The sequence below is a fragment of the Chloroflexota bacterium genome, assembly GCA_020850535.1.
GTDB lineage: Bacteria > Chloroflexota > UBA6077 > UBA6077 > JACCZL01 > JADZEM01.
This window is the reverse complement of record JADZEM010000016.1, coordinates 47,783-69,643: the sequence shown is the minus strand read 5'-3', so window position 1 is coordinate 69,643 and position 21,861 is coordinate 47,783. Positions and strand designations below refer to the sequence as shown.

Here is a 21,861-nt window from a genome sequence, read left to right as displayed (position 1 = left end):
GTTGTCCCGGGACGTCTGTCCCGTCCGGCGTTTCACAGGTGAGGCACAAGCGTTCGCGTGCGCGGGGCATCCTCCCACCAGACAGCTCACCCTGCCGTATCATGGTGAACATCACGAGCTCTCAACACTGCGAGGCAAGACGTGCGCGATCTTCGCATCCTGCTGGTCGACGACCATGAAGTCGTCCGGCTCGGCCTGAAGGCGCTGCTGAGCCGCCATCCCCGATTCGAGATCGTCGGGGAGGCCGGCACGGCTGAGGAGGCGCTGGTCAAGGCACGAGTCCACAAGCCCGACGTCGTCGTCATGGACATCCGCCTGTCCGGCGCGAGCGGCATCGACGCCACCCGCGACATCATGGCGGCGCTGCCGGAGACGCGCGTCATCATCCTGACCTCGTACGCCGACGACGACCTGCTCATGGACGCCGTGGCGGCCGGCGCGATTGGCTACGTGCTCAAGCAGATCGGCTCCGACGAGCTGGTGCGCGCCCTGGAGACGGTCGCGCGGGGGGAGGCCCTGCTCGACCCAGCCATGATGAACAAGGCGTTCGCACGGCTCCGTGAGGCTGCCCGCAAGGACCGTGGCGACGCGTTCAAGATGCTGACCGAGCAGGAAGTCAAGATCCTGGCGCTCGTTGCCCGTGGGCGGACCAACCGCGAGATCGCGTCGGAGCTGTACCTCTCAGAGAAGACGGTCCGCAACTACGTCTCCTCGATCCTCGGCAAGCTCAACATCTCACACCGCGCCCAGGCGGCAGCGTACGCCGTGAGCCACGGGCTGCCGGGGGTGGGCGCGGAGAGCGAGTAGCACGCAGGGCGAGCAGCGCGGACGAGGTAACCCGCGGACGAGGTAGCCCGCGGACTGGCACGACGACGTGGCGGATGCCCCTATGACGCGGCGGATGCCCCGGCGATGTCCGCGCCACACGGCGGGTTCACCATGGCCGTGCGGACCTGCTCGGCAAGCCCGTTCGGCCCGGCCGACTTGAGCTGATACCGGCCGCCGGCGTGGAGCACCAGCTCCTCAGCTCGCGGATCGCGCAGCGACGCCAGCGCGATCAGCCGCGCGCCCACGTCCTCGGTGGCCTCGATGGCGGCGCGCAGCTCCGCCAGGCCCAGCTGGCTCAGGTCCAGCACCAGCACATCCGGGTGCGCGTCGATGATCGCGCGGGGGCTGAAGGCAGACCCCGTCACCGCGAGCGCAGGCGACCTGCTCAGGTACATCACCAGCTGTTGCCGCACGGCATCATGCTGACTGACGACCAGTGTCTGAACGGCGCAGCCCAGCGCGTAATGCGCGCTCTGCTCTTTCTGAGATCTGCTGCTCATGGCGCCGCTCGCCTCCGCGCAGCCTGACGCTGGGAATAGGGAACCAGCGACCGACTGCCTACCTTCATGCTCAAGATTACGTATCCGGCCGGGCTGGTGAGTCGTGTCGGATGTCCCCATCTGCCCGGGACACTTCTGCCGCCTACGCCTCTGGTGAACGGCCCCCGAGGCCAGAATCCGGCCGATTCCGGCCCGATTCGGCAGCTATCCGTCCCCGCAGGCCGCCCGTCGCCGTTGTAGTCAGAATGTCCAGCGTGTGCGCCGGGCCACGGAGCTGCTATGCCAAAGTACGATGTTCGCTGTCAAACCTGTGGTTCTTGCTTTGAGTCGTCGCGTTCCTTTGACGAAGCGTCTGCGCCAGCCGTCTGCCCCCACGACGGCGACGCGGCCATCCGCCTCTTCTCCCCGCCGCTCGATCTGCTGATGGACAACCGCGAGCCGGCCGCCCCCTCCGGCCGCGTGACGATCCCCCCGGGGGCGCTGTCCTGCCACGATCACGGCCCGCCCGTCAGCCCGCACGACGACGAGTCAGGCCGCCACTGACACGCGCACGGCTACGATGCCGAGCCGGCAGCCGAACAGGCAGGCGCACCCCACAGCCACCCGCACGGGCACAGGCATGCCCACAGGCACGGAGCGCGCCCACATGGGCACCGCCACGGGCGTACTCACGGGCACGGGACGCACACGCACCCGTAGCGAGGGAGGGTACCCTCCGCAGCGAGGGAGCGTACCCTCCGCCCGTTCATCGGCGGAATTGGCGGGCGACACGCCCGCGCGATACGGGTGGGTATGCCCCGCGCTACGACTGGCTGCTCAGCGGTGACGCCTGCCGACTCGGCGAGATGATGGCTGTGCGGAGGTCTGGCTGCGCCGCCGCCGCCGCCACCGCCATCACGACCAGCAGCGCGCCCATCACCCCGAGCGTGATCGGCGCGCCGACGAAGTCTGTTCCGACGCCGGCGATCATCGTCCCCAGCGGGATCAGCCCACGATTCATGAACAGCGTGCTGACGATCCGCCCACGGAACTCCGGATCGACCTCTTCCTGAATGATCGAGTTGTTCAGCGCCATGAACATCTGCTGCCCGAAGCCCACCCCGAACAGGGCGCTCGCGGACAGCCACAGCCACGGCGAGAGCGCGAACGACGAGATCATCGTGCCGAACAGGACCAGCCCCACCAGCATCAGCCGGCGCCGCCCTTGCGTCGGCCCGCGAGACGCCACGAAGATCGCGCCGCACACCGCGCCCAGCGCCGCACAGGCGGTCAGCAGCCCCAGCCCCGGCCCGCCGATGTTCAGGATATCCTTCGCGAAGACCGTCAGCATCGTCATGTACGGGTTGCCGAGCATGATCGGCACCAGCGCCAGGATCACCAGCGTCCGCAGCGACGAGTTGCCTCGCAGGTACTGCACCCCGCCCAGCAGATCGGACGTCATGCTCTTCCGGGGGCGCGGCTGACGGGGCGGGAACCGCATCTGCATCAGGCCGATCAGCACGGCCACAAAGCTCAGGCCATTGACGTAAAACGCCCCGGCCACCCCCACTGTCACGATCAGCATGCCGCCGATCATCGGCCCGATGATGCGCGTCAGATTCATCGTCGCCGAGTTCAGCGCGATGGCGTTCGTCAGCAGCTCGCGCGGGACAAGATCGGAGATCAGCGACTGCCGGGCCGGCTGGTTGAACGACATCATGACGCCCCGGCCGACCGCCACCACCAGCACCATCCAGAACTGGACGATACCCGTGCTGACCACCACGGCCAGCGCCAGGGCCAGCACCATCGCCACCGATTGGGTGATGAACAGCAGCGTCCGGCGCTCGACGCGGTCCGCCGCCACGCCGCCAATCAGGGTGAAGAGGGTAATCGGGACCAGCCGGCACATGTTCAGGAGCGCCAGCGCCAGGGCCGAGCCAGTCAGATCGTAGACCAGCCAGTTGAGCGCGATCTGATCCATCCAGTCACCCGACTGGGAGATCAGCGTCCCACTCCAGAGCAGACGGTAGTTGCGGTGGCGCAGCGAGGCGAACGTGTCCGGGAGCCGAAAGGGCGACCGTGAGGGGGCGTTGGGAACGGCGGTCACAGCCAGGTCATCGCTCGCGGATACGCGCACCTCGTTCGCCATGCAGCCGCCTCCCAGGTCAAGCTCACACCCACCACCGACCAGCGCCACGCCTCACCGACCAGCGCCACGCCAGCCCTGTCCGCCACGGCCGGCCAGCAGCATCCGCCGGCCAGCAGCCGTCTACCAGCGGCGAGCGCCGCCAGCCGCCGCTCGCTGAACCGTTTCACTATAGCGTGGGCGTGCCTCCGGTTCACCCCCCCGTGACCGCCGCGAGAGGTGGCGCGCAGACGAGCTTCGTGCGCCGCCGCGCACGCTCTGCGGCACGCATCGGCGAGAGCGCGGCTGCCCAGGCCGAGACGGTCGTCGGTCGTCGCGGAAATGTGCCCGTTCTACATGACAGAAACAACACCAGGGCATCCCTCCACTGGTAGCGTCTCTCGTTAGTCTCTATGGGCACAATCTCGAACAAGATGAGCGCATCGCGGCACGGGAGAGGCGATGCACCTAGACGCCTGGGGTGGCGGTGTGGAGGCGCAACAAGATGGCAGCGGCAGTCCAGCCGGCCGAATTACCTGTCAGCAATGTCTATGTTGCGCGGCAGCCGATTTTTGACATCCACGCCAAGATCTACGGCTACGAGCTCCTCTACCGCGCGAACATGGAGAACCGCTTCCACTCCGCCGACGGCGAGGAAGCCTCGCTCTCGGTGCTCTCGAACAGCGCGTTCGTCTTTGGCGTCGATGCGCTGGCCGGCAATGGCAAGGCGTTCGTCAACTTCACCCGCAAGGCCTTGCTTGCGGATTATGCCCGCATCTTCCCGGCCAAGACGCTCGTCGTCGAGGTGCTCGAAGGCGTCGAGGTGGATGACCATGTGCGCGAGGCCTGCCTCCGCCTCAAGCACGACGGCTACCTCATCGCGCTGGACGACTGGGATCCGCACGGATCGACCGGCCCCCTGCTGAACCTCGCCGACATCATCAAGATCGACTTCATGGCGTTTGGCCGTAAGATGCGGCAGGCGTTGGGCGCGGACCTTTCCCGGCGCGGCATCACCCTGTTGGCCGAGAAGGTCGAGACGCAGGACGACGCCGACCAGGCTCGCGATTTCGGGTACACCTACACCCAGGGGTACTTCTACGCCCGCCCCGAGATCAGGGTCGGGACGCGGTCCTCCGGCTTCAAGCCGCACCGGCTGCAGCTGCTGGGCGTCCTCAACAGCGGAGACCCAGACCTGGACACGATCGAGGAGTTGCTGCGGCACGATCCGGCCCTCTCGTTCCAGATCATCAGCTACCTGAACTCGGCGGCGTTCGGGCTGCGCTCGCGCGTCACCACCATTCGGCAGGCCATCTTCCTGCTCGGGCAGGCTGGCGTGCGGACCTGGGCCACCGTGGCGATCCTCGCGGACGCCGGCTCGGATCGCCCCAACGAGCTGATCGTCACGTCCGTGGCGCGCGGGCGCTTCTGCGAGCTGGCGGGCACCGCGGCCGGCCTCGGCGCGCGCCATCACGATCTCTCGCTGCTGGGCCTGTTCTCGATGATCGACGCGATTGTTGCCCGGCCGCTGGCCCCGACCCTCGAAGCCGTCTGCCTGCCGGCCGACGTCACGGCGGGCATCCTCGGAGAGCCAGGGCAGATGGCGGACCTGCTCAACCTGGCCCGCGCCTACGAGCGCGCGGAGTGGGGCGCCGTCGAGACGCTCGCCGAGCGGCTGGGGCTGCCGCTGTCCGCCGTCCCCCAGATCTACCTCGACGCCGTCGAGTGGGGGAACCGCACGCACTCGATAGGCTGACAGAGCGCGGCGGCCCGCCCCCACGAGCGTACACTCCCTGTCCCCGCGCCTGGCATGGCATGGCCTCTGCATACGCTCTCCGCAAGACCTCATCGATCTTGTGGAGGCACACACTCATGAGTCAGGTCAACGTCAACCCTGGTTCGGCCCCGGTCCGCGAGGACACGGGCGACCGAACAGCCGCGGCCGGCATCAACTTCGCCACGGTGCTTATCGTGCTGGCCGTGGTGGTGGCCGTGCTCTGGTTCTTGTTCAGCGGCCCGGTCGGCACGCTGTTCCGGGGCGGCAACGTGGACGTGAACATCAACACGCCAGCGCAGACGCAGCCGGCCGCACCGTCCGCCCCGAACGTGACCAACCCGGCGTCTGGCGCTCCGGCCAGCAAGCCGTAAGGCGAGTAGCGAGCAAGGCTCACGGAAAGGGCCCGCTCCCTTGCTGGGAAGCGGGCCTCTTCTTCAGGTCAGTGGCTACGAGGGGCAGACTGCTTTCCAGAGATAGCGATGGTGGCGAATTTCGACTCCGTCAGGCGTGCCGTACTCAGAGAAGATGCGCGCCAGGATAGGGTGCACGTCAGCAAGCGAGGGCACTTCATCGGCGGCGCAACCCCAGGTCAACCAGATGTACAGCTGTTCCGGATCAGGGAGAACCTCCGGTACGTCAAAGCTCCACCAGCTGTCCAGAGCAAGCTGCGCCGTCTGAAGTCGCTGCTCGATGGCCGGGCGCGCCCAGTTCGGATCGAGCGCGTCCTCCCACTGCAACGCAGCAGGCAGCCGTGAGTGCCAGCGTGTCAGCGGAACCGCATCCGGGACCAGCATCAGCAGGATTGCCCCAGGCCTTGCAACACGCCTGGCATCCTCAATCCAGTGGAACGGCCCCTTGCTACAGATCAACAGGTCGAACGCGTGGTCAGCGGCCGGGAGGCGCACCCGCCCACCGTTCACCGCCGCCGACGAATCGTGGCAGACGAAGGTCGCATTGGAGACGGCACGCTCACGAGCGGCACGCTGCGCAATCTCGATCCAGGCAGCCGTGCGATCGTACCCCAGCACGGACCGCACCTGGGATGCAACGATGAGGCTCATGTCGCCGTGGCCACACGCTGCATCCAGAACATCCATGTCTGGGCGCGCGTGCTGCCGCACCAGTTCTACGTACGCGTCCTCCCCGTGCCAGTCTGGGAGCATTGAGCGCCACGGATACTGATACCCCTCCTGAAGTGTGGCGAGGCGGTCGTACCAGACTGCAGTCTGCCGGTCCGTTCGCATGTCGCCCTCCACTCGCGTTCAGGCTCAAGCGTCTGAACTGCTTGAGCCCTGGCCTAACATCGTCGGGGCGCTGAAACATCAGCGGAAATCGTGGGAGGGGACAGATGGGGCTGGCCGGCCGTCCGGCCCACCTGTGTCACTATCCGTGCCACCCTCAAGGACGCTGAACGGCCACGCCTTCCGCACAATGACGTCCATGACGATGCCCTCCCGCTGAAGGATCCCCTCAATGATGAGCAGCGGCTCACCGCGCAGCGCCCGCGTGAGCGCGTGGTAGACCTGGGGCTGCACGATGACGTTGACCAGCCCGGTCTCATCTTCCAGCGTCATGAACATGAAGTCGTTGGCCGTCTCCGGGCGCTGCCGGCAGATCACGATGCCGCCGATCCTGACCGGGCCGCCTCGGCGGTGCTCCAGCTCGGCGGCCGTACGGACGTTGTGCAGGCGCAGACGCGGCCGGTAGAAGCTGACAAGGTGGCGGTCCACCGAGAGGCCCAGGCCGCCATAGTCGGCGCGGGTGGCCTCCCAGGCGCCCATCGGCGGGAGGTCCGCGCGCTCAGCCAGTTGATCCGCGAGGCCGGGCAAATGCTGCGGGCTGCTCAGGCCGGCCAGCTCCCCGGCCTGCCAGATCGCTGCTCGCCGCTCGTCGAAGCGCAGGAACGCCCCGACCTCCGCCAGCCGCTCGACGGCGTCTCGACCCAGCCCCGTCCGCCGTACAAAGTCCGCGATGGACTGGTACGGCCCGCGTGCACGCTCCCGTTCCAGCGCCTCACGGGCGTGCGGACCCAGCCCGCGCACCATGTTGAAGCCGAGCCGAAGCGAGGTGACCTCACCCCGCACCCCCCGCCCCGCGTGCGGGAGAGGATGTCGACGAAGTCGATATTCGCGCCGCGCAGCGGGGCGGGGGGTGCGGGGTTCCTGATCGGGGGTGGGGGGCACATCTTCCAACGCACACTCCCACCCGCTCGCGTTCACGTCCACGGGCAGCACCCGCACCCCGTGCCGGCTGGCGTCCCAGATCAGCGTGTGCGGCGCGTAGAACCCCATCGGCTGGCTGTTCAGGAGCGCGCCCAGGTACTCGGCCGGATAGTTCAGCTTGAGGGTGGCCGAGACCAGCGCCAGGTGTGCGAACGGGTAGGCATGGGCGCGCGGGAAGCCGTACCCGGCAAACCCGATGACCATCCGGCGGATCTCCTCGGCCAGGGCCTGCGAGCGCCCGAGCTTCAGCATCCGCTGCACCATATCCTCGCAGAGCGCCTCCATCGCCTCGTAGGAGCGCTTGTGGGTCATGGCGCGGCGGAACTGCTCGGCCTCGCCCAGGGTGTAGCCGGCCATGATCTGGGCCACCTGCATCGCCTGCTCCTGCCAGAGCAGCACACCCGAGGTCTGCTCCAGCACAGGTTGCAGCTCCGGGTGGGGGTAGGTGATCGGCTCCAGGCCGCGCCGCCGCCGCGCGATCCGGCCGCCGGCGCCCGTCGCGCCCGGGCCGGGGCGGATCGCCCCGACGCTGATCGCCACGTCGCTGAGGGTGCGCGGCTCGAGCCTGGGCAGGAAGCTGATCTGCGCGCGCGACTCGATCTGGAACAGGCCGATGGTGTCGCCTTTGCAGATGCTGTCGTAGACGCGCTCGTCGTAGCGGAAGCCGTGCAGCCGGAGTGGCTCCTCGCCGCGCGCCTCCAGTTGCTCGAAGACCCGCGAGATGACTTTCAGCATCCCCAGGCCCAGCAGATCGAGCTTGATCAGGTGGACCTCGAACAGCTCGGCCAGCAGCACGATGTCGTCTTTGTCCCAGGGGATGATGGTGCGGCCCGGCATCCGCGCCGGCTGGTTGTGCACCACCTCGTGCAAGGAGCGCGCCGAGATGACCATGCCGCCGACATGAATCGAGAGGTGGCGCGGCGCGTTGACGAGCTGCTGACAGAGCGAGATCAGGAGCGTCGCCGTGCGACCGTCAACGGGCAGGCCGCTGCCGCCGGTCTCCAGCAGCGTGTCGAGGGATCGGCGGTCGTACAGGTCGACGGTCTTGGCGAGCACGTCGATCTGGTGCTGTGGCAGCCCCATCGCGAACGCGACATCCCGGATGGCGCTCCTGGCGCGGTAGGTGTTCACCTCACAGACCATCGAGACGCGGGCGCGGCCATACGTCTCGTAGACGTACTGGATCACGCGCTCGCGGTCCTCATGCGCGATGTCCAGGTCGATGTCGGGATACTCCTTGCGCTCCGGCGAGGCGAACCGCTCGAAGAGGAGGCCGTGCTCCAGCGGGTCGATGGGGCACAACCCCAGGCAGTAGAGCAGCACGGAGGCCGGCGCAGACCCCCGGATGCTGACGAGGATGCGCTCCCGGCGGCAGAAATCGACGATGTCCTTGAAGACCAGCAGGTAGCCCGGCAAGTTCAGGAGCTGGACGATCTCCAGCTCCTGCACGATGCGGTCATGGACGTCCCGCGTGATGCGCGGATAGTAGCAGCGCGCGCCCTGCCAGACTTCTTCTACCAGGATGTCGTACGGGTCACGGCCCGGCGGGAGGTTGTCCGGCAGCGGGAACTCGTAGTGGAGATCGGCCAGGGTGAATGCGCAGCGCCGCGCGATCTCGACGGTCCTGGTCAACTCCTCCGTGTGCCCCCGGAACAGGTGCGCCATCTCGTCCGGCCCTTTCAGGCAGCGCTCGTCGTTGGGGAAGAGCAGTGGCGGCTCCGCGCCGGCCGGTTGGGCCGCCTGCTCCAGCGGCACGCGCAGGCGGATCGCCGTCACCACGTCGTGCAGCAGGGCGCGGTCCCTGGTGGCGTAGTGCACGGCGTTCGCGGCGACGGTCTTGAGGCCGCGCGCCTCGGCCGCCCGCCGCAGCCGGGCGTTGTGGCGCTCCTCGCCCGGCACGAGGTGGCGGTTGATCTCGACGTACAGATCCTCGTCGAGGATGTATCGCTGGTACTCGGCCAGCCGCTCGGCCAGCGCGTCCTCGAAGGCGGAGGCCGGCCGCACCAGCGCGATCAGGCCCTCGGTACGGTCGGCCAGGAGGTGCAGCGGGATGTGTGGATGCCCCTCACCCCCCGGCCGGGGGGTGAGGGGTTCACACGGGGTGAGCGGCAACTGACGGATGTCATCCGGAGCCAGCGTCTGCCGGTGCGCCCGGTCGATGAGCCAGCACAGGTTCCGGTAGCCCGTCAGGTTCTGCACCAGCAACACGATGCGCTCGTCGCCCTCCAGCAGCAGCTCGGCCCCGAGGATCACCTGGATGGACGGCTCGCCGCGCAGCGCTCGCGCCTTCGCGGCCGCCGCGAACCGCACCACGCCATACAGCCCGTGGCTGTCCGTCAGCGCGATGGCCGACAGCCCCAGCTCGATGGCCCGTTCCACCAGCGCTTCCGGATCTGACGTGCCGTCCAGGAACGAGAAGTTGCTGTGGCAGTGCAGCTCGGCGTAGCCAAGCGCCCCGACGCCCGACTTGGTGTCTGACCCACGGTCTGACTCGGTGTCTGGCATCAGTCGAACGTCCCGAGCAGCAGCCAGCGGTCGGTCAGACGGTCGTGCACCAGCCAGCAGGCTGTGCCGTCCGCCAGCACCACGTGGTAGGCGTCCCGGGCGACAGGCTCGGCCACCCAGCGCTCCACCAGCCGCCACGGCCCGGCCGCCTGCACGATGCGCCGCACCCGCTTCCCCTGGGTGACGCTGCCGGGCCGCCGCCGCCCGTTCGGCTGCCGGCCCCCCCGGTCAATCTGAACCTCCTCCGGGACGGCAGCCAGCGAAAGCAGCCAGACCTCACCCCCCGGCCCGGTGGCCCGACTGGGGCGGAGGGTGAGGGCCTTCGTCTGCCGTCCGGCCAGCTTTCGCCCCCCTCGCCGTGTCGGAGAGGCGGGGGGCGCGGCGAGCAGCGCCGTGGAGGTCAGCTCGCGCCAGCGGAACGCCTGCTCTGGCCGCCGCGACGCCACCAGCTCGGCCTGCTGCACACACGTCTCGCCCCAGCGCGTCTGCAGCCGGGCCAGCGTCCGCGCAGCCGAGAGCAGCCGCTCTGGCTCAGGCGTGCGGCCGTCCTCGCCGGGCAGCAGCGCCAGCTGCCGGCCACCCAACGGCCCCAGCTCCTCCGCTTCCACCAGCAGGCCGCGCACGCCCCGCTGCCGCCCGGTGTGCGGATCGCGGAAGCGCTCCGGTCGCAGCCCCTCCACATGCCAGCGCAGATGCTCCAGCAGCGTCGAGCCAGAGGCCCCTGGCTCGGCCAGCCGCACGATGGAGACGACCGTCCCCTCGTCGGACAAGCCGTCTGCGTCTGCCGCACGTCGGTGGTCGCCTTCTGCCGCCCCGTCGTCTCCGTCGATCCCGCTCAGGTCGTCGCCGGTCGTCAGCCCGGCCGCGTCCAGCAGCCACACGATTCGCAGCCGGCCACAACCCAGCCCATGCTGCGCCAGCCGCACGCTCAGCCGGTCGGCCAGCCGCTTCAGCAGGAACAGCAGCCGATCCAGACTCGTCTCGACCCACTCCAGATCGAGCGCATCGTGCAGCTGGAGCGGCATCGGACGGGGGCGCAGCGGCCCCTCGTCGTGGCCGGCCGCCAGCGCCCGGGCCACCACGCCATCCGGCCCGAAGCGGTGGCGCAGCGCGTTGCCGGGCAGCCGGCCGACATCCGCCAGCGTCCGCGCCCCGAGCGCCGTCAGCCGCTCGCGCGCCTCCCGGGGCAGCGGCAGCACGGAGACGGGCAGCGGGGCCAGGAAGGCGGCGTCCCCACCGGGCGGAACGACCTCACCCCCCCACAGCGCCGCCAGCAACGCTGCGTACCGTCCATCGGCGATCCCCACCTGCGCCGCATGTCCCGCTTGCTCCCACAGCTCCCGCACGATCAGCCGTGCCAGCCGCGCCTCGGAGCCGTACAGCGCCACCAGGCCGGTCCCATCCAGAAAGACCGCGTACCGCGCAGACGGCTCGTGGCGCGTGGCCGCCGATGCATCCGCCGGATCGGCGCTCCACTCGACAACCGGGCTCAAGGCGGCCAGGACCGCCAGCACCGGCTCGATGGCCTGCGCGTACGCCGCCGGCGCATCCGCCCGATACGACACGTCCGGCCACCGCACCTCCGCCTCGCGCAACGCCAGCCCCACGTAGGTGCTGGGTTCTGGGTTTCGGGTTTCAGGAGATGTCTCCCCAGAACCCGAAACCTGACGCCCAGCACCCAGGTCAGGCGGTTCGAGCAGCGGGCGACGCCGCCGGCTCGGATCGAACACCGAGATCGGCCGCCCCAGCGGGTCCGGTCGCTCGCGCGCCTCCACCTCCGAGCGGAAGCGCGGCAGCCAGACACAGATGGTCCGCCGGTGGGCAGGCTCCGGCTCGGCCGGAGGGCTGCTGTCCAGCATGCCGGGCATGCGGGCCTGGCATGTGCGGTCCTGGAGCGCTTCCGCCGACGCGTTCGGTCCGGCCAGCGGCGGCGGCGATCCCGCCCCGAACTGCTTCCCGCGTGGATGCTTCACGGCCGGGCGTCCAGAACGCGCCCTCGCGCAGACCGTCTGGCCCCATGCCCGAGGCGTCCACCGCCCGATGCTGTTCGAGACGCAGCTCCCACTCCTGGCCGGGTTGCGCGCCACGGAGCCGCTCGGTGCGGAGGCGCGGGGAGACGCCCGCCAGCTCGCCATCCTGCCAGCGCCACTCCCAGGCCGTCACCCGCAGCCGCACATCGGCGCTCGGGAAGAGCCGGTCGGCGTCGGAGTCCGCGTGCTCGGCCAGCCTGCTGCCCGACGCCCGACGCCGATCCGTCACCAGCGCCAGCAGCGTGGTTTTCGAGCGCGCGGCCAGCGTCGAGAGCCTCACCGAGTCCAGCCCGCGCGGACGCGTCTTCCACTCCAGCGGCCACAACACCGCGTCGAAGCCGGCGCTCGCCAGCAGCAGCGAGACGGCCTCGACTGCCTCTCGTCGGTCTGGCGGGCGCACCACCACCAGCCGGGCCAGGTCGAGCCCGCTCGCGGCGGCGGCCGGCGGGTAGAACGTCCCTGCCTGATCCACCACGGCCACCAGCCCGCCCCGCGAGGCCGCCGCCAGCCAGAGCAGCGCCACGCCCAGCTTGCCGCACGAGTCCGGCCCACGCAGCTCCAGCAGGTTCGGCCGTAGGTAGCCTTCCGCGCCCGGCCACCAGGGCGGCAAGGCCGGCTGCGCGGTGTGCCGCGCCCGCAACGCCAGCATGCCCGACGCGCGTGGGCCGTTGTACCCACGGGTCAGGCTGTGCGAGCCCCAGCGCTCCTGCACCGCGCCGAGGACTGCGGAGATCGCGCTTGCTGTATCGCGTGACATGGTGAGTCATCAATGATCAGGAGTCAGGGAGCATACTTGCGGATCGTCGATTACTATCATACATGCGACTTCCAATTGTCATTATGAGCGCAGCGAAGGGCCTCCCCCGCTGACGCGGTCGTTGACGGTCAGTGGGCAATGTGCAAGATGACGCGCGACACGAACCTTGACGGTCAGCGGGTGAGGTCCTTCGCTGCGCTCAGGATGACATGGAGAGTTGCGTTTTTACTCCATCGCAGCGGCGCACGTCAGCCGGTATGCTTCCACGATCCACCACCCTCGATCCACGATCCACCACCCTCGATCCACGATCCACGACCCACCACCCACGGCCCTCGATCCACGGCCCACCACCCCCGCTCACGCCGCCTCCACCAGCTTCACCAGCCCGAGCCGCTGATACCCTCGCCGCTGGCTGATCTTCCCCACTTCCTCCCGCACATCCTGCACGTACACCGCGTAGCTCGCCCCGTCCAGGTCCACCAGCGTCACCGTCCCCGCCACCCCTGCCGCCGTCCACAACGCCGACGACAGCTGCGCACCCGTCAGCGGCTCCGCCGCCTGGTCCAGCGTCACCAGCGGCAGCTCAGGCGTCCCCTCCAGAATGACCGCCAGCTCCCACTCGCGCGCCAGCGTCGGGCGCGGCACGTACCGCAGGCCGACCTCATGCACCACCGGCGACCCGTTCCCCGCCGAGGACGTCGTCAGCACCAGCCGCAGCGCGATCAGCCGCCCCGTCACGCTCGCGCCAAACTGGTACGTCGCCGTCGTCGCCCCCACCGTCGACAGCGTCCCCAGCGTCGTCCACCCGCCCGTGTCCTCCAGCCGGTACTGCACCGCCACCGCCTGCCCAGACGCCAGCGCCGACGTCACCAGCGTCACGCTCTTCAGCAGCTTCGGCACCCCCGGCAGCCCGCACGAGATCAGCCCGCTCTCCACCGTCCCCGACGTCCGCACCCCAGACGCCACCCGCCACACCGTCCCCTGCGCCCCCACCGTCGTCCGCTGCGTCCCCACGTACAGCTGGTCGTTGTACGCCGCCAGCGCCCGCGACGCCGTCCCAGGCACCCCCGTCGCCGGGCGCGACCACGCCCGCCCGTCGTACCGCAGCAACAGGATGCCCCCAGCGTCCACCGTCGCCACCCACAGCGCCCCGTTCCACACCGCCATCCCCCGGATGTCCCCCGTGTGCGGCACCAGCGGCGTCCCCAGCTGCAGCACCCGCGTCAGCTGCGCGCCGTCCCACCTCAGCACCTGCCCGCCCGGCGAGCAGCCCAGGTACAGCGCCCCGTCGAACGCCACCGCGCTCCAGCAGAACACCCCGTCCAGCCGCACATGCTGCCGCCACACCCCGCCCGAGCCGCTGTCGTCCACCGAGTACAGCCCCAGCCGCGGCGATCCGCCAGCCTGGCTCGCCACGAAGTACAGCCGCCCGTTCAGCACCGCCGAGGCCAGCGGGAACAGCTCCTCAAAGTCGAACTGTCCCGCCGAGAGCGCCCCACCGTCCCAGTAGTACGCCCGAGACACGCCGTTCGTGCCCGTCCCCGAACTGCCCACATACAGGTACTGCGCCGCCTGCCGGTAGTGCGTCCGCAGCGTCCACACCCCCGTGGACCCCGCCACCGTGAACGCCGTCGGCGCGTTCACCCAGCCCGTCGTGTACGACCCCACCACGCCCGTCCCCTGGCAGCCGTAATAGAGCCGGTTCATGAAGATGTCCATGCTCCGGACCGCCGCCCCCGTGTTCACCAGCGCCGTGAAGGCCGCCCCGTCGTAGCGGTACAGCTGCCCGTTCGACAGCCCAATCATCAGGTTCCCGTTGAACACCGCCAGGCAGCAGCTCTCGTCCGCGCCGTAGTCCACCAGGGGAGCTGCCAGCTCCGCGCCCAGCCGCACCGCCCCCGGCAACGACCAGATGTCGATGTCCGATCCCGAGCGGTAGCGGCTCGGGGTGGCCTCGTCATAGCTGACCACCCCCTCGCCGCCAGACCAGTCCGAGAGCACCAGCAGCTGCTCGGGGCCGCGCAGGTCGCCGAAGTCCACCGAGCCCTCGGTCTGCTTGCTCGGGAACGGCTCCCGGATGCGCTTCTGGTAGCGGTCCAGGTCGAGCACGTAACCCTGACCGTTCAGCGAAACGTGATACTGCGTCACGGGCGCACCCCCCAAAACCCCAGGCGCAACAGCAAAGACACACGCCCGAGCACCCTCGGTATAGATCATTTGTTCTATACCGTTCGGGGTTTTGCGCCACTCGCACCAGCCCAACTGTCAAGTTGCCGCCTGTTCCTCGTCGTTCGGGCAGTGCGTCCCGGGCATGATCGAGGCATGCCACGTGCATCGTCTTTGTGCAGCAGCGTTTTAGGAGGACGTCCCACGATGGCACGCAACGACGATGCACAGCACCACCACCAGCACGACGAGGAGATGGGGTCGGCCGGCCGACCCACTGGCCTCGACGAGCACGAGCCTTCGGCAACGGGCACGGCCGGCGTCTACGCCACGCCCATCCATGAGGAAGGCGAGGAGGCCGCCGCCGAAGGCGAGAAGCAGGCCGGCAGCCGCACAACGCGCTGAGGACACACGCCAGCCGGGGCCGTCACGCCCCGGCTGCGGGCTCCGGCGTCAGTTCGGCGCTGGCGCCGAGGCCGTCAGCGAGGCGTCGCGCGCCCGGAAGTACCGCGCCAGGTTCAGCACCCGCTCCACGTCCGTCCCGTACCGTTCGAGCGCCTGCCGCACCGCCGGCCCGTCGATCTGGTCATCTGCACCGAGCGTCCGGAGATACCGCGCTGCCGAGGCCAGCGAGTCCACGAACCCGCAGATATCCGCGATGCCGTCCCCGTTACCGTCCACGCCGACCTCGTCAAACGTCGGCCGCTTGAACTGGAACGGCCCGACAGCGCCCGAGCCGTCAAGGTTCGGCCAGCAGCCGTCCGTTGCCGCACTCGACTCGATCTGGTGGAGCGCTTCCAGCAGGTACGGGTCGATGCGGTGCTCGGCCGCCGCCACCCGGTACCACGCCACCGGACGAACGCCATCCACACCGGCCAGTTGGCTGACCGTCGGCGGCAGAGGCTGCTGACGGGCATACACTACCCCGACGCCATCCTGCGCGTAGGCCGTGCGCGTCTGCGCCGAGGCCAGCGCGATGGTCACCAGCTCGTCGGCCTCGCGCTGGCCCCGCCGGGGCGCCCACTGATACGTCATCACCATCAGCAGCGGCGTCACCAGCGTCAGGACGATGACCATCCGGCCAAAATACCGCCGCATGTAGGCAAACACCGATAGCTCTGCGATCCGCCGCCTTCGTACCGTGGCGGCAGTCCAGAGCACCGGGCGCGCCTGTCTTCGTCCTGACTGAGTTCGTCCTGAACGCCGGTCCATACCCACCTCGTGCCAAAACGAGCGCACGAGAAGTCCGACGACAGGATGATACCCGGCCCGCGCCGTGCGTGCCGCATCTACAACCGAATTCGCCACAATTTCCAACGAAACGCAGGGGGGCCGGTCGTGCAAACGCAGCGCCTGCAACCCCAGTGCAACGGCCGGGCTGCCCCAGTGCAACGGCCGGGCTGCCCCAGTGCAACGGCCGGGCTGCCCCAGTGCAACGGCCGGGCCGCCCCAGTGCAACGGCCGGGCCGCTCCGGCGCCCGGCCGGCCCTCAGCCTCGCTGGATGATGACGTGCTCCTCACCGCAGATCCGCCGCAATTCGGCGGTCAGATCGGCCGTCAGCCGGACCCGGTAGTCCGGGTCACTCACCCGGAACCGGCCCTCCGGCAGCACCACCACCACCTCGCACGGCGATTGCCCCTCCAGCCCGCCGAGCACGTGGTCCAGGTGCTGGATCTTGGTGATGTCCGCCGCGTCGTTCTCGGTGCGAGGGATCAGCAGGCGCACCCGCTGCACGACCACCTCGGGGGCCATCGTCCGCACGTTCAGGTTGTGGTTGACGTAGCCACCACTGCCGTTGCCGTTGCTCTGTCCATTGCCGTTGCTCTGTCCGTTGCCATGGCTCTGTCCGTTGCCATGGCTGCCATTCCCGTTCGACGAGCCGTGGCCGTTGGATGCCCCGTTCCCGTTGCCGTTCTGGGCCGCCGGATCTTTCTTCGGCCGCCAGGCGGCGCGCGGATTCGGGTCCACCGTCACCGTCGGCTGGTAGATCCGCACGTCCTCGTCGGCCGCCTTCTCCAGGTCCGCGCCAAGCTGCGGCTCCTCGACGCCCTCGGCGATGATCTGGAGGCGGTCGTCACGGGCATCGACCTTCCCCTGCACCACCAGGATGGCGTCCTCCCGCCACAATTCAGCGTACTGCTGGAACGTCTTCGGGAACCCGACCACCTCAACGCTGCCGTGGAGGTCTTCCAGCGTCAGCACGCCCATCGTGTCGCCCTTGCGGGTCGTGATCCGCCGGATCGAGGCCACGATGCCGGCCACCGTCACCTGCTTCTCGGCGATGTCCGTGCTGATGGCGCTGGTGAGGGTGTACTTGCTGCTGGCGAACCAGCGCGCCGCGTCCATGAACGGATGATCCGAGAGGAAGACGCCAATCGCCTCCTTCTCCCAGGTGAGCTTCTCGCGCCGCCCGACCTCCGCAACCACCGGCAGCGGCGTTTCAAAGACCGTCGAGCTGTCGTTGTCGCCGCCGCCGAACATGCTGAACATGTCCACCTGGCCGGTGCTGGCGGCCTTCTGGGAGCGCTGCCCGTTGCCCATGCAGGCGTCGATGCCGGCCAACACCCGCTCGCGCGGCCCGAACTCGTCCATCGCTCCGCACTTGACCAGCGCTTCGATCACCCGCTTGTTCACCATGCGGAGATCGACGCGGCTGCAGAAATCGTCCAGCGACTTGAACGGACCGTTCTTCTCGCGCTCGGCCACGACGGACTCGACAGCCCCCTCGCCGACGTTCTTGATGGCCGCCAGCCCGAAGCGGATACCGTGCGTGAACTTGCCCGGGTTGGCCAGCGTCTCGACCGTGAAACGGACCTGGCTGTAGTTGATGCTCGGCAGCAGGATCTCGACGTCCATCCGCCGGCACTCGCCCAGCGCCGAGACGATCTTCTCAGGCTTGGCAACATCCGTCGTCAGGACGGCGGCCATCCATTCGACCGGATAATTCGCCTTCAGATACGCCGTCTGATACGCAACAAAGGCGTAACAAAACGCGTGCGATTTGTTAAAGGCGTAGCCGGCGAATGGCTCGATGTACTCCCACAGTTTCTCGGCGGTTTCGACCGGATAGCCGCGCTCCTTTGCCCCATCGATGAAGCGCGAGCGCTCGCTCCGCATCACCTCGGGGTCTTTCTTCCCCATGGCGCGGCGCAGGATGTCGGCCTGCCCCAGCGAGTACCCGGCCACCCGCTGCACGATCTGCAGCACCTGATCCTGGTAGACGATGATCCCGTACGTCTCGTCCAGCAGGTCTTCCAGCGAGGCGTCCGGATACTCGACGTGCTGGCGGCCCTCCTTGCGGGCGATGTAGTTCGGGATGTGGGCCATCGGGCCAGGGCGGTAGAGCGCCACCATCGCCGCAAGGTGGCGGACCGTCTGCGGCTTCAGCTCTTTGACGTAGCGGGTCATCCCGCTGCCTTCAAGCTGGAACACCGAGTGGGTCTCGCCGTCTGAGAGCCGCCGGTACGTTTCGGGGTCGTCGAGCGGCACGGTGCTCAGGTCGATCTCGACCCCGCGCGACTCGCGGATGTACTCGACCGCCTTCGCCAGCATCGTCAGGTTCGCCAGCCCCAGGAAGTCCATCTTGAGGAGGCCGATCTCCTCAAGCGCCTTCTGCGGGTACTGGGTCATGACCATCGTCTCGCTCTTGCCGACCTTCTGCAGCGGCGAGTGCCAGACCAGCGGATCGCCTGAGATCACCACGCCGGCGGCGTGCGTCGAGGCGTGCCGGGCCACCCCCTCAATCGACTTGGCCGAATCGAGCAGCCGCTTGACCGAGGGGTCAGCATCGTAGAGCTGCTTCAGATCCTTGACCTGATCCAGCGACTTGTCGATGGTCATGCCGACGGGGATCTGCGGGATCAGCTTGGCGACCCGCTCGACCTCGTTCAGCGGGTAGTTGAGCGCCCGGCCGACATCCCGAATAGCAGCGCGCGCCAGCAGCCGCCCGAACGTGACCATCTGCGCGACATGGTCCGCGCCGTACCGCTCGATGCAGTATTGGATCACTTCCTCACGGCGCTCGTCCGCGAAGTCCATGTCCACGTCAGGCATCTGGACGCGCTCGGGGTTGAGGAAGCGCTCGAACGTCAGCCCGTACTCGATCGGATCGACGTCCGCGATGCCCAGCAGGTAGAGGATGATGCTGCCCGCCGCCGAGCCTCGCGGCCCGCAGGGAATCTTCCGCTCCCTGGCCCACGCGACATAATCCCAGACCAGCAGGATGTACGCCGAGAAGCCCGTCTTCCGCACCACCTCCAGCTCGTAGTCGAGCCGCTGGCGGACATACTCCTCGGTGTTCGGGTAGCGGCCCGGCAGCCGCTCCCGGCAGGACCGCGCCAGGCAGTCGTCGGCGTTCTCGCCCGGCTGCATCACGTGTTCGAGCGGCGGGAAGTTGATCCGGCCGAAGTTCAGCTTCAGGTTACAGCGCTCGGCGATGACCAGCGAGTTGGCGATCGCGTCCGGCGTGTCCTTGAACAGCTCGGCCATCTCGTCCGGGCTCTTGAGGTAGAACTCCTGCGTCTCGAAGCGCATCCGCTTCGGATCGTCGATGGTCGAGCTGGTCTGGACGCAGAGCAGCAAGTCCTGCTTCTCAGCCTGCTCGCGCGTGGTGTAGTGGTTGTCGTTGGTGGCGACGACGGGGATGTCAAGCTCGCGGGCCAGCCGGATCAGCTGCGGGGTGACGGTGGCATCTTCCTTGAGCCCGTGCTCCTGCAGCTCGATGTAGTAGCGGTCCCCGAAGACCTCCTTGTACCAGAGCGCGCTCTGCTTCGCGCCCTCGTAGTCGCCCTTGTTGATCGGCCCGGCCACCTCGCCGCCGAGGCAGGCCGAGAGCGCGATCAGCCCTTCGTTCTTCTCTTTGAGCAGGTCGCGGTCGATGCGCGGCTTGTAGTAGTACCCTTCGAGCCAGGAACGGGTCGTCAGCTCCAGCAGGTTGCGGTAGCCGGTCTCGTCCATGGCCAGCAGGATCAGGTGGCGGTAGTCGCGGTCCTGCCCGGATTTGGCGGTCATCTTGCCGGGCGCAACGTAGGTCTCGATGCCGATGATCGGCTTGACGCCGCTGTCCTTGCACGCCTTGTAGAACTCGATAGCGCCGTACAGGTTGCCGTGGTCGGTCAAGGCGACGGCAGACATGCCGAGCTTGGCGGCGTACTTAGCGAGCTCTTTGGTCTTGGAGTACCCGTCGAGCAGGCTGTACTCCGAGTGCACGTGCAGATGGCAGAAGTCGGCGGCCACAGGCCCTCCGTGGACAATTCAGACCGTTGGCGCGCGTCGACTCGGCACACTGCCCCAACCGGGCGAGGCTGTCTACCCTCAGTCTGCCCGATACTTAACGGAACGTGTGTTCGATGCGCGCCCGTGGATAGCGTACCGCACACCGAGCCGTCCGGCGTCCATCGGGTCGTGCGCGTTCCGGAGCTTTTAGGCGTCTGCGTCCGCCTGCGCGGGCTGAGACGGGCCGAGGCGGGCTCCAGCCGGGCGGCGACGGGCACGCGTCGGCGTTGTGCCCTCGCCGCACGACGCTGTGCAGCGCTCCCCGTGGTCTGTCCCCAAGGCATGCGGCCAAGAACGCAAATGCGCGGCCCCGGTACGCAGCCACCGTCTCGGGATGCTACGCTTGCACACCATCCAGGTTACGGGCAGGAGACACACGCGTAGCTGCTTGCACGTGCCCCGGGGCGGCGCACCTTGCCAGCGCTGCGAGACGCACGTATGACGGCCAGTCCATCGGCCATCCCGTCAACGATCCGGGCGCCAGCGCGGCGGCGCACGCGGCAGCTTCTCGCTGCGCGTGCGCTCGTCGTGCTGTTCAGCCTGCTCATGCCGATCCTGCTGCTCGAAGCGTCGCTCCGGCTGCTCGGGCCGTGGCTGCCCGGCGGCTACGACACCGGCCCGTACATAGTGCGCCACGAGCTGCTCGGACATTTTCACGCGCCCAACCATCGCGGTTGGATGCGCGCACCCGAGTTTACGACCTACGTCCAGATCAGCCCGCTCGGCCTGCGCGATCGGCGAACATCCTACGAGAAGCCGCCCGGCACCTTCCGCGTCCTGCTCCTGGGCGATTCCTTCCTCGAAGGCGTGCAGGTACAGCAGTGGGAAGGGGTGGCCGAGCGTCTGGAGACGGCGCTCAACCAGTGGTCCATGCAGGCTGGCGGTCCGCGCGTCGAGGTCATCAACGCCGGCGTCGCCGCCTACGGCACGGCCCAGTACCTCCTGCTGTTCGAGCATGACGCCCACCGCTACCAGCCCGATCTGGTCATGGTGCTGCACTTCGTCGGCAACGACGTCAAGAACAACAGCCCCGCGCTGGAGATCCCCGGCGGCGACAGACGGCTGGCCCTCAAACCGTACTTCGAGCTTCAGGCCGATGGGCGTCTCACGCTGCTGCCAGGGCCGCCCGTCACGCCGCACAGCCCGCTGGTCACCATGATGCGACGCTCGTGGACCTACAACGTGTTTGAGGGCAGCGTCCGCACCTTCTTCGACCCGTCGTACATCCGCGAGGATATCGAGGTGATCGGCGGCGCGCGCAACTACATCCGCGAGAACTACGATCTGCACCCCGAAGGCGACTGGGCGAAAGCCTGGACGCTCACCGAAGCGTTGTTCGCGCGGCTCAAGCTGCGAGCCGGGGAGCACGGCGCACCGCTGGTGCTGGTGGGCGTGCCGGACTGGCGGGCGCTGGACCCCGTGCAGTGGCGGCAGGAGCTGTTTCGCAACCGGTCCCAGCGCCGGCCGGCCAGCCCCGAAGCGCCGACGGACCGTCTGGGCCAGATCGCTCGCCGGCTGGAGCTGCCGTACGTCGATCTGCTGCCGGCCATGCGCACGGCGTCAGCCACGAACGGCGCGCCCTTGTACTACGCGGTGGACGGGCACTGGAACGCGGCCGGTCACGCAACAGCCGCCAGGGCCCTGGGGGAGGCCATCGAACACGGCGGCTACATCCACCCGTAGCCCGGTTC

General features: G+C 68.7%; 15 protein-coding genes. 6 read left to right on the top strand and 9 right to left on the bottom strand.

The annotated features are described in order from the left end of the window. Positions 1-141 precede the first annotated feature (141 nt). Positions 142-807 carry a response regulator transcription factor gene (locus tag IT306_03090; protein MCC7367379.1) on the top strand — a complete coding sequence of 222 codons (666 nt, stop codon included), beginning with the start codon at positions 142-144 and terminating at the stop codon, positions 805-807. An 80-nt stretch (positions 808-887) separates the two neighbouring features. On the opposite strand, the gene IT306_03085 is transcribed toward IT306_03090, so the two are convergent. Next, positions 888-1,328, bottom strand: a complete 441-nt coding sequence (locus IT306_03085; GenBank protein MCC7367378.1) for a hypothetical protein — start codon at positions 1,326-1,328, stop codon at positions 888-890. A 279-nt stretch (positions 1,329-1,607) separates the two neighbouring features. Here IT306_03085 and IT306_03080 point away from each other — a divergent pair, with 279 nt between their 5' ends. Next, a complete protein-coding gene (locus IT306_03080) occupies positions 1,608-1,871 on the top strand; it encodes a hypothetical protein (GenBank protein ID MCC7367377.1) in 264 nt (87 codons plus the stop codon). Between the two features lie 259 nt (positions 1,872-2,130). Here the strand turns inward: IT306_03080 and IT306_03075 are convergent, their stop codons facing one another. After that, on the bottom strand, positions 2,131-3,459 hold the full coding sequence (locus IT306_03075; protein MCC7367376.1) for an MFS transporter: 1,329 nt from the start codon (positions 3,457-3,459) through the stop codon (positions 2,131-2,133). Positions 3,460-3,940: 481 nt separating this feature from the next. Here IT306_03075 and IT306_03070 point away from each other — a divergent pair, with 481 nt between their 5' ends. Together IT306_03070 and IT306_03065 are read left to right on the top strand one after the other, a co-directional pair. Continuing rightward, positions 3,941-5,191, top strand: a complete 1,251-nt coding sequence (locus IT306_03070; protein ID MCC7367375.1) for an HDOD domain-containing protein — start codon at positions 3,941-3,943, stop codon at positions 5,189-5,191. Positions 5,192-5,307: 116 nt separating this feature from the next. Then, positions 5,308-5,583, top strand: coding sequence for a hypothetical protein (locus tag IT306_03065; GenBank protein MCC7367374.1), 276 nt, complete (start codon positions 5,308-5,310; stop codon positions 5,581-5,583). A gap of 75 nt (positions 5,584-5,658) precedes the next feature. On the opposite strand, the gene IT306_03060 is transcribed toward IT306_03065, so the two are convergent. The 5 genes from IT306_03060 to IT306_03040 form a co-directional block, all read right to left on the bottom strand. Next, positions 5,659-6,456, bottom strand: coding sequence for a methyltransferase domain-containing protein (locus IT306_03060; GenBank protein MCC7367373.1), 798 nt, complete (start codon positions 6,454-6,456; stop codon positions 5,659-5,661). A 78-nt stretch (positions 6,457-6,534) separates the two neighbouring features. Further along, positions 6,535-9,939, bottom strand: coding sequence for an error-prone DNA polymerase (locus IT306_03055; GenBank protein ID MCC7367372.1), 3,405 nt, complete (start codon positions 9,937-9,939; stop codon positions 6,535-6,537). Further along, positions 9,939-11,504 carry a hypothetical protein gene (locus IT306_03050; GenBank protein MCC7367371.1) on the bottom strand — a complete coding sequence of 522 codons (1,566 nt, stop codon included), beginning with the start codon at positions 11,502-11,504 and terminating at the stop codon, positions 9,939-9,941. Before IT306_03050 ends, IT306_03055 begins: the two co-directional genes overlap by 1 nt. Positions 11,505-11,622: 118 nt before the next feature. After that, complete coding sequence (locus IT306_03045) at positions 11,623-12,726, bottom strand: hypothetical protein (GenBank protein ID MCC7367370.1); 1,104 nt, start codon at positions 12,724-12,726, stop codon at positions 11,623-11,625. A gap of 360 nt (positions 12,727-13,086) precedes the next feature. Next, complete coding sequence (locus tag IT306_03040) at positions 13,087-14,877, bottom strand: hypothetical protein (protein MCC7367369.1); 1,791 nt, start codon at positions 14,875-14,877, stop codon at positions 13,087-13,089. A gap of 225 nt (positions 14,878-15,102) precedes the next feature. Here IT306_03040 and IT306_03035 point away from each other — a divergent pair, with 225 nt between their 5' ends. Beyond that, positions 15,103-15,300 carry a hypothetical protein gene (locus IT306_03035; protein MCC7367368.1) on the top strand — a complete coding sequence of 66 codons (198 nt, stop codon included), beginning with the start codon at positions 15,103-15,105 and terminating at the stop codon, positions 15,298-15,300. A 48-nt stretch (positions 15,301-15,348) separates the two neighbouring features. Here IT306_03035 and IT306_03030 read toward each other — a convergent pair whose 3' ends face one another. Both IT306_03030 and IT306_03025 read right to left on the bottom strand, forming a co-directional pair. Beyond that, a complete protein-coding gene (locus tag IT306_03030; GenBank protein ID MCC7367367.1) occupies positions 15,349-16,005 on the bottom strand; it encodes a lytic murein transglycosylase in 657 nt (218 codons plus the stop codon). Positions 16,006-16,384: 379 nt separating this feature from the next. Continuing rightward, positions 16,385-20,131 carry a DNA polymerase III subunit alpha gene (locus IT306_03025; protein MCC7367366.1) on the bottom strand — a complete coding sequence of 1,249 codons (3,747 nt, stop codon included), beginning with the start codon at positions 20,129-20,131 and terminating at the stop codon, positions 16,385-16,387. A 477-nt stretch (positions 20,132-20,608) separates the two neighbouring features. On the opposite strand from IT306_03025, the gene IT306_03020 reads away from it, so the two are divergent. Beyond that, positions 20,609-21,853, top strand: coding sequence for an SGNH/GDSL hydrolase family protein (locus IT306_03020; GenBank protein MCC7367365.1), 1,245 nt, complete (start codon positions 20,609-20,611; stop codon positions 21,851-21,853). Positions 21,854-21,861: the final 8 nt, after the last annotated feature.

Excerpts from the sequence above, each read along its gene's own strand:
- IT306_03085 (MCC7367378.1), bottom strand. The coding sequence starts at position 1,328 with ATGAGCAGCAGATCTCAGAAAGAGCAGAGCGCGCATTACGCGCTGGGC.
- IT306_03080 (MCC7367377.1), top strand. The coding sequence starts at position 1,608 with ATGCCAAAGTACGATGTTCGCTGTCAAACCTGTGGTTCTTGCTTTGAG.
- IT306_03075 (MCC7367376.1), bottom strand. The coding sequence starts at position 3,459 with ATGGCGAACGAGGTGCGCGTATCCGCGAGCGATGACCTGGCTGTGACC.
- IT306_03070 (MCC7367375.1), top strand. The coding sequence starts at position 3,941 with ATGGCAGCGGCAGTCCAGCCGGCCGAATTACCTGTCAGCAATGTCTAT.
- IT306_03065 (MCC7367374.1), top strand. The coding sequence starts at position 5,308 with ATGAGTCAGGTCAACGTCAACCCTGGTTCGGCCCCGGTCCGCGAGGAC.
- IT306_03060 (MCC7367373.1), bottom strand. The coding sequence starts at position 6,456 with ATGCGAACGGACCGGCAGACTGCAGTCTGGTACGACCGCCTCGCCACA.
- IT306_03055 (MCC7367372.1), bottom strand. The coding sequence starts at position 9,939 with ATGCCAGACACCGAGTCAGACCGTGGGTCAGACACCAAGTCGGGCGTC.
- IT306_03045 (MCC7367370.1), bottom strand. The coding sequence starts at position 12,726 with ATGTCACGCGATACAGCAAGCGCGATCTCCGCAGTCCTCGGCGCGGTG.
- IT306_03035 (MCC7367368.1), top strand. The coding sequence starts at position 15,103 with ATGGCACGCAACGACGATGCACAGCACCACCACCAGCACGACGAGGAG.
- IT306_03020 (MCC7367365.1), top strand. The coding sequence starts at position 20,609 with ATGACGGCCAGTCCATCGGCCATCCCGTCAACGATCCGGGCGCCAGCG.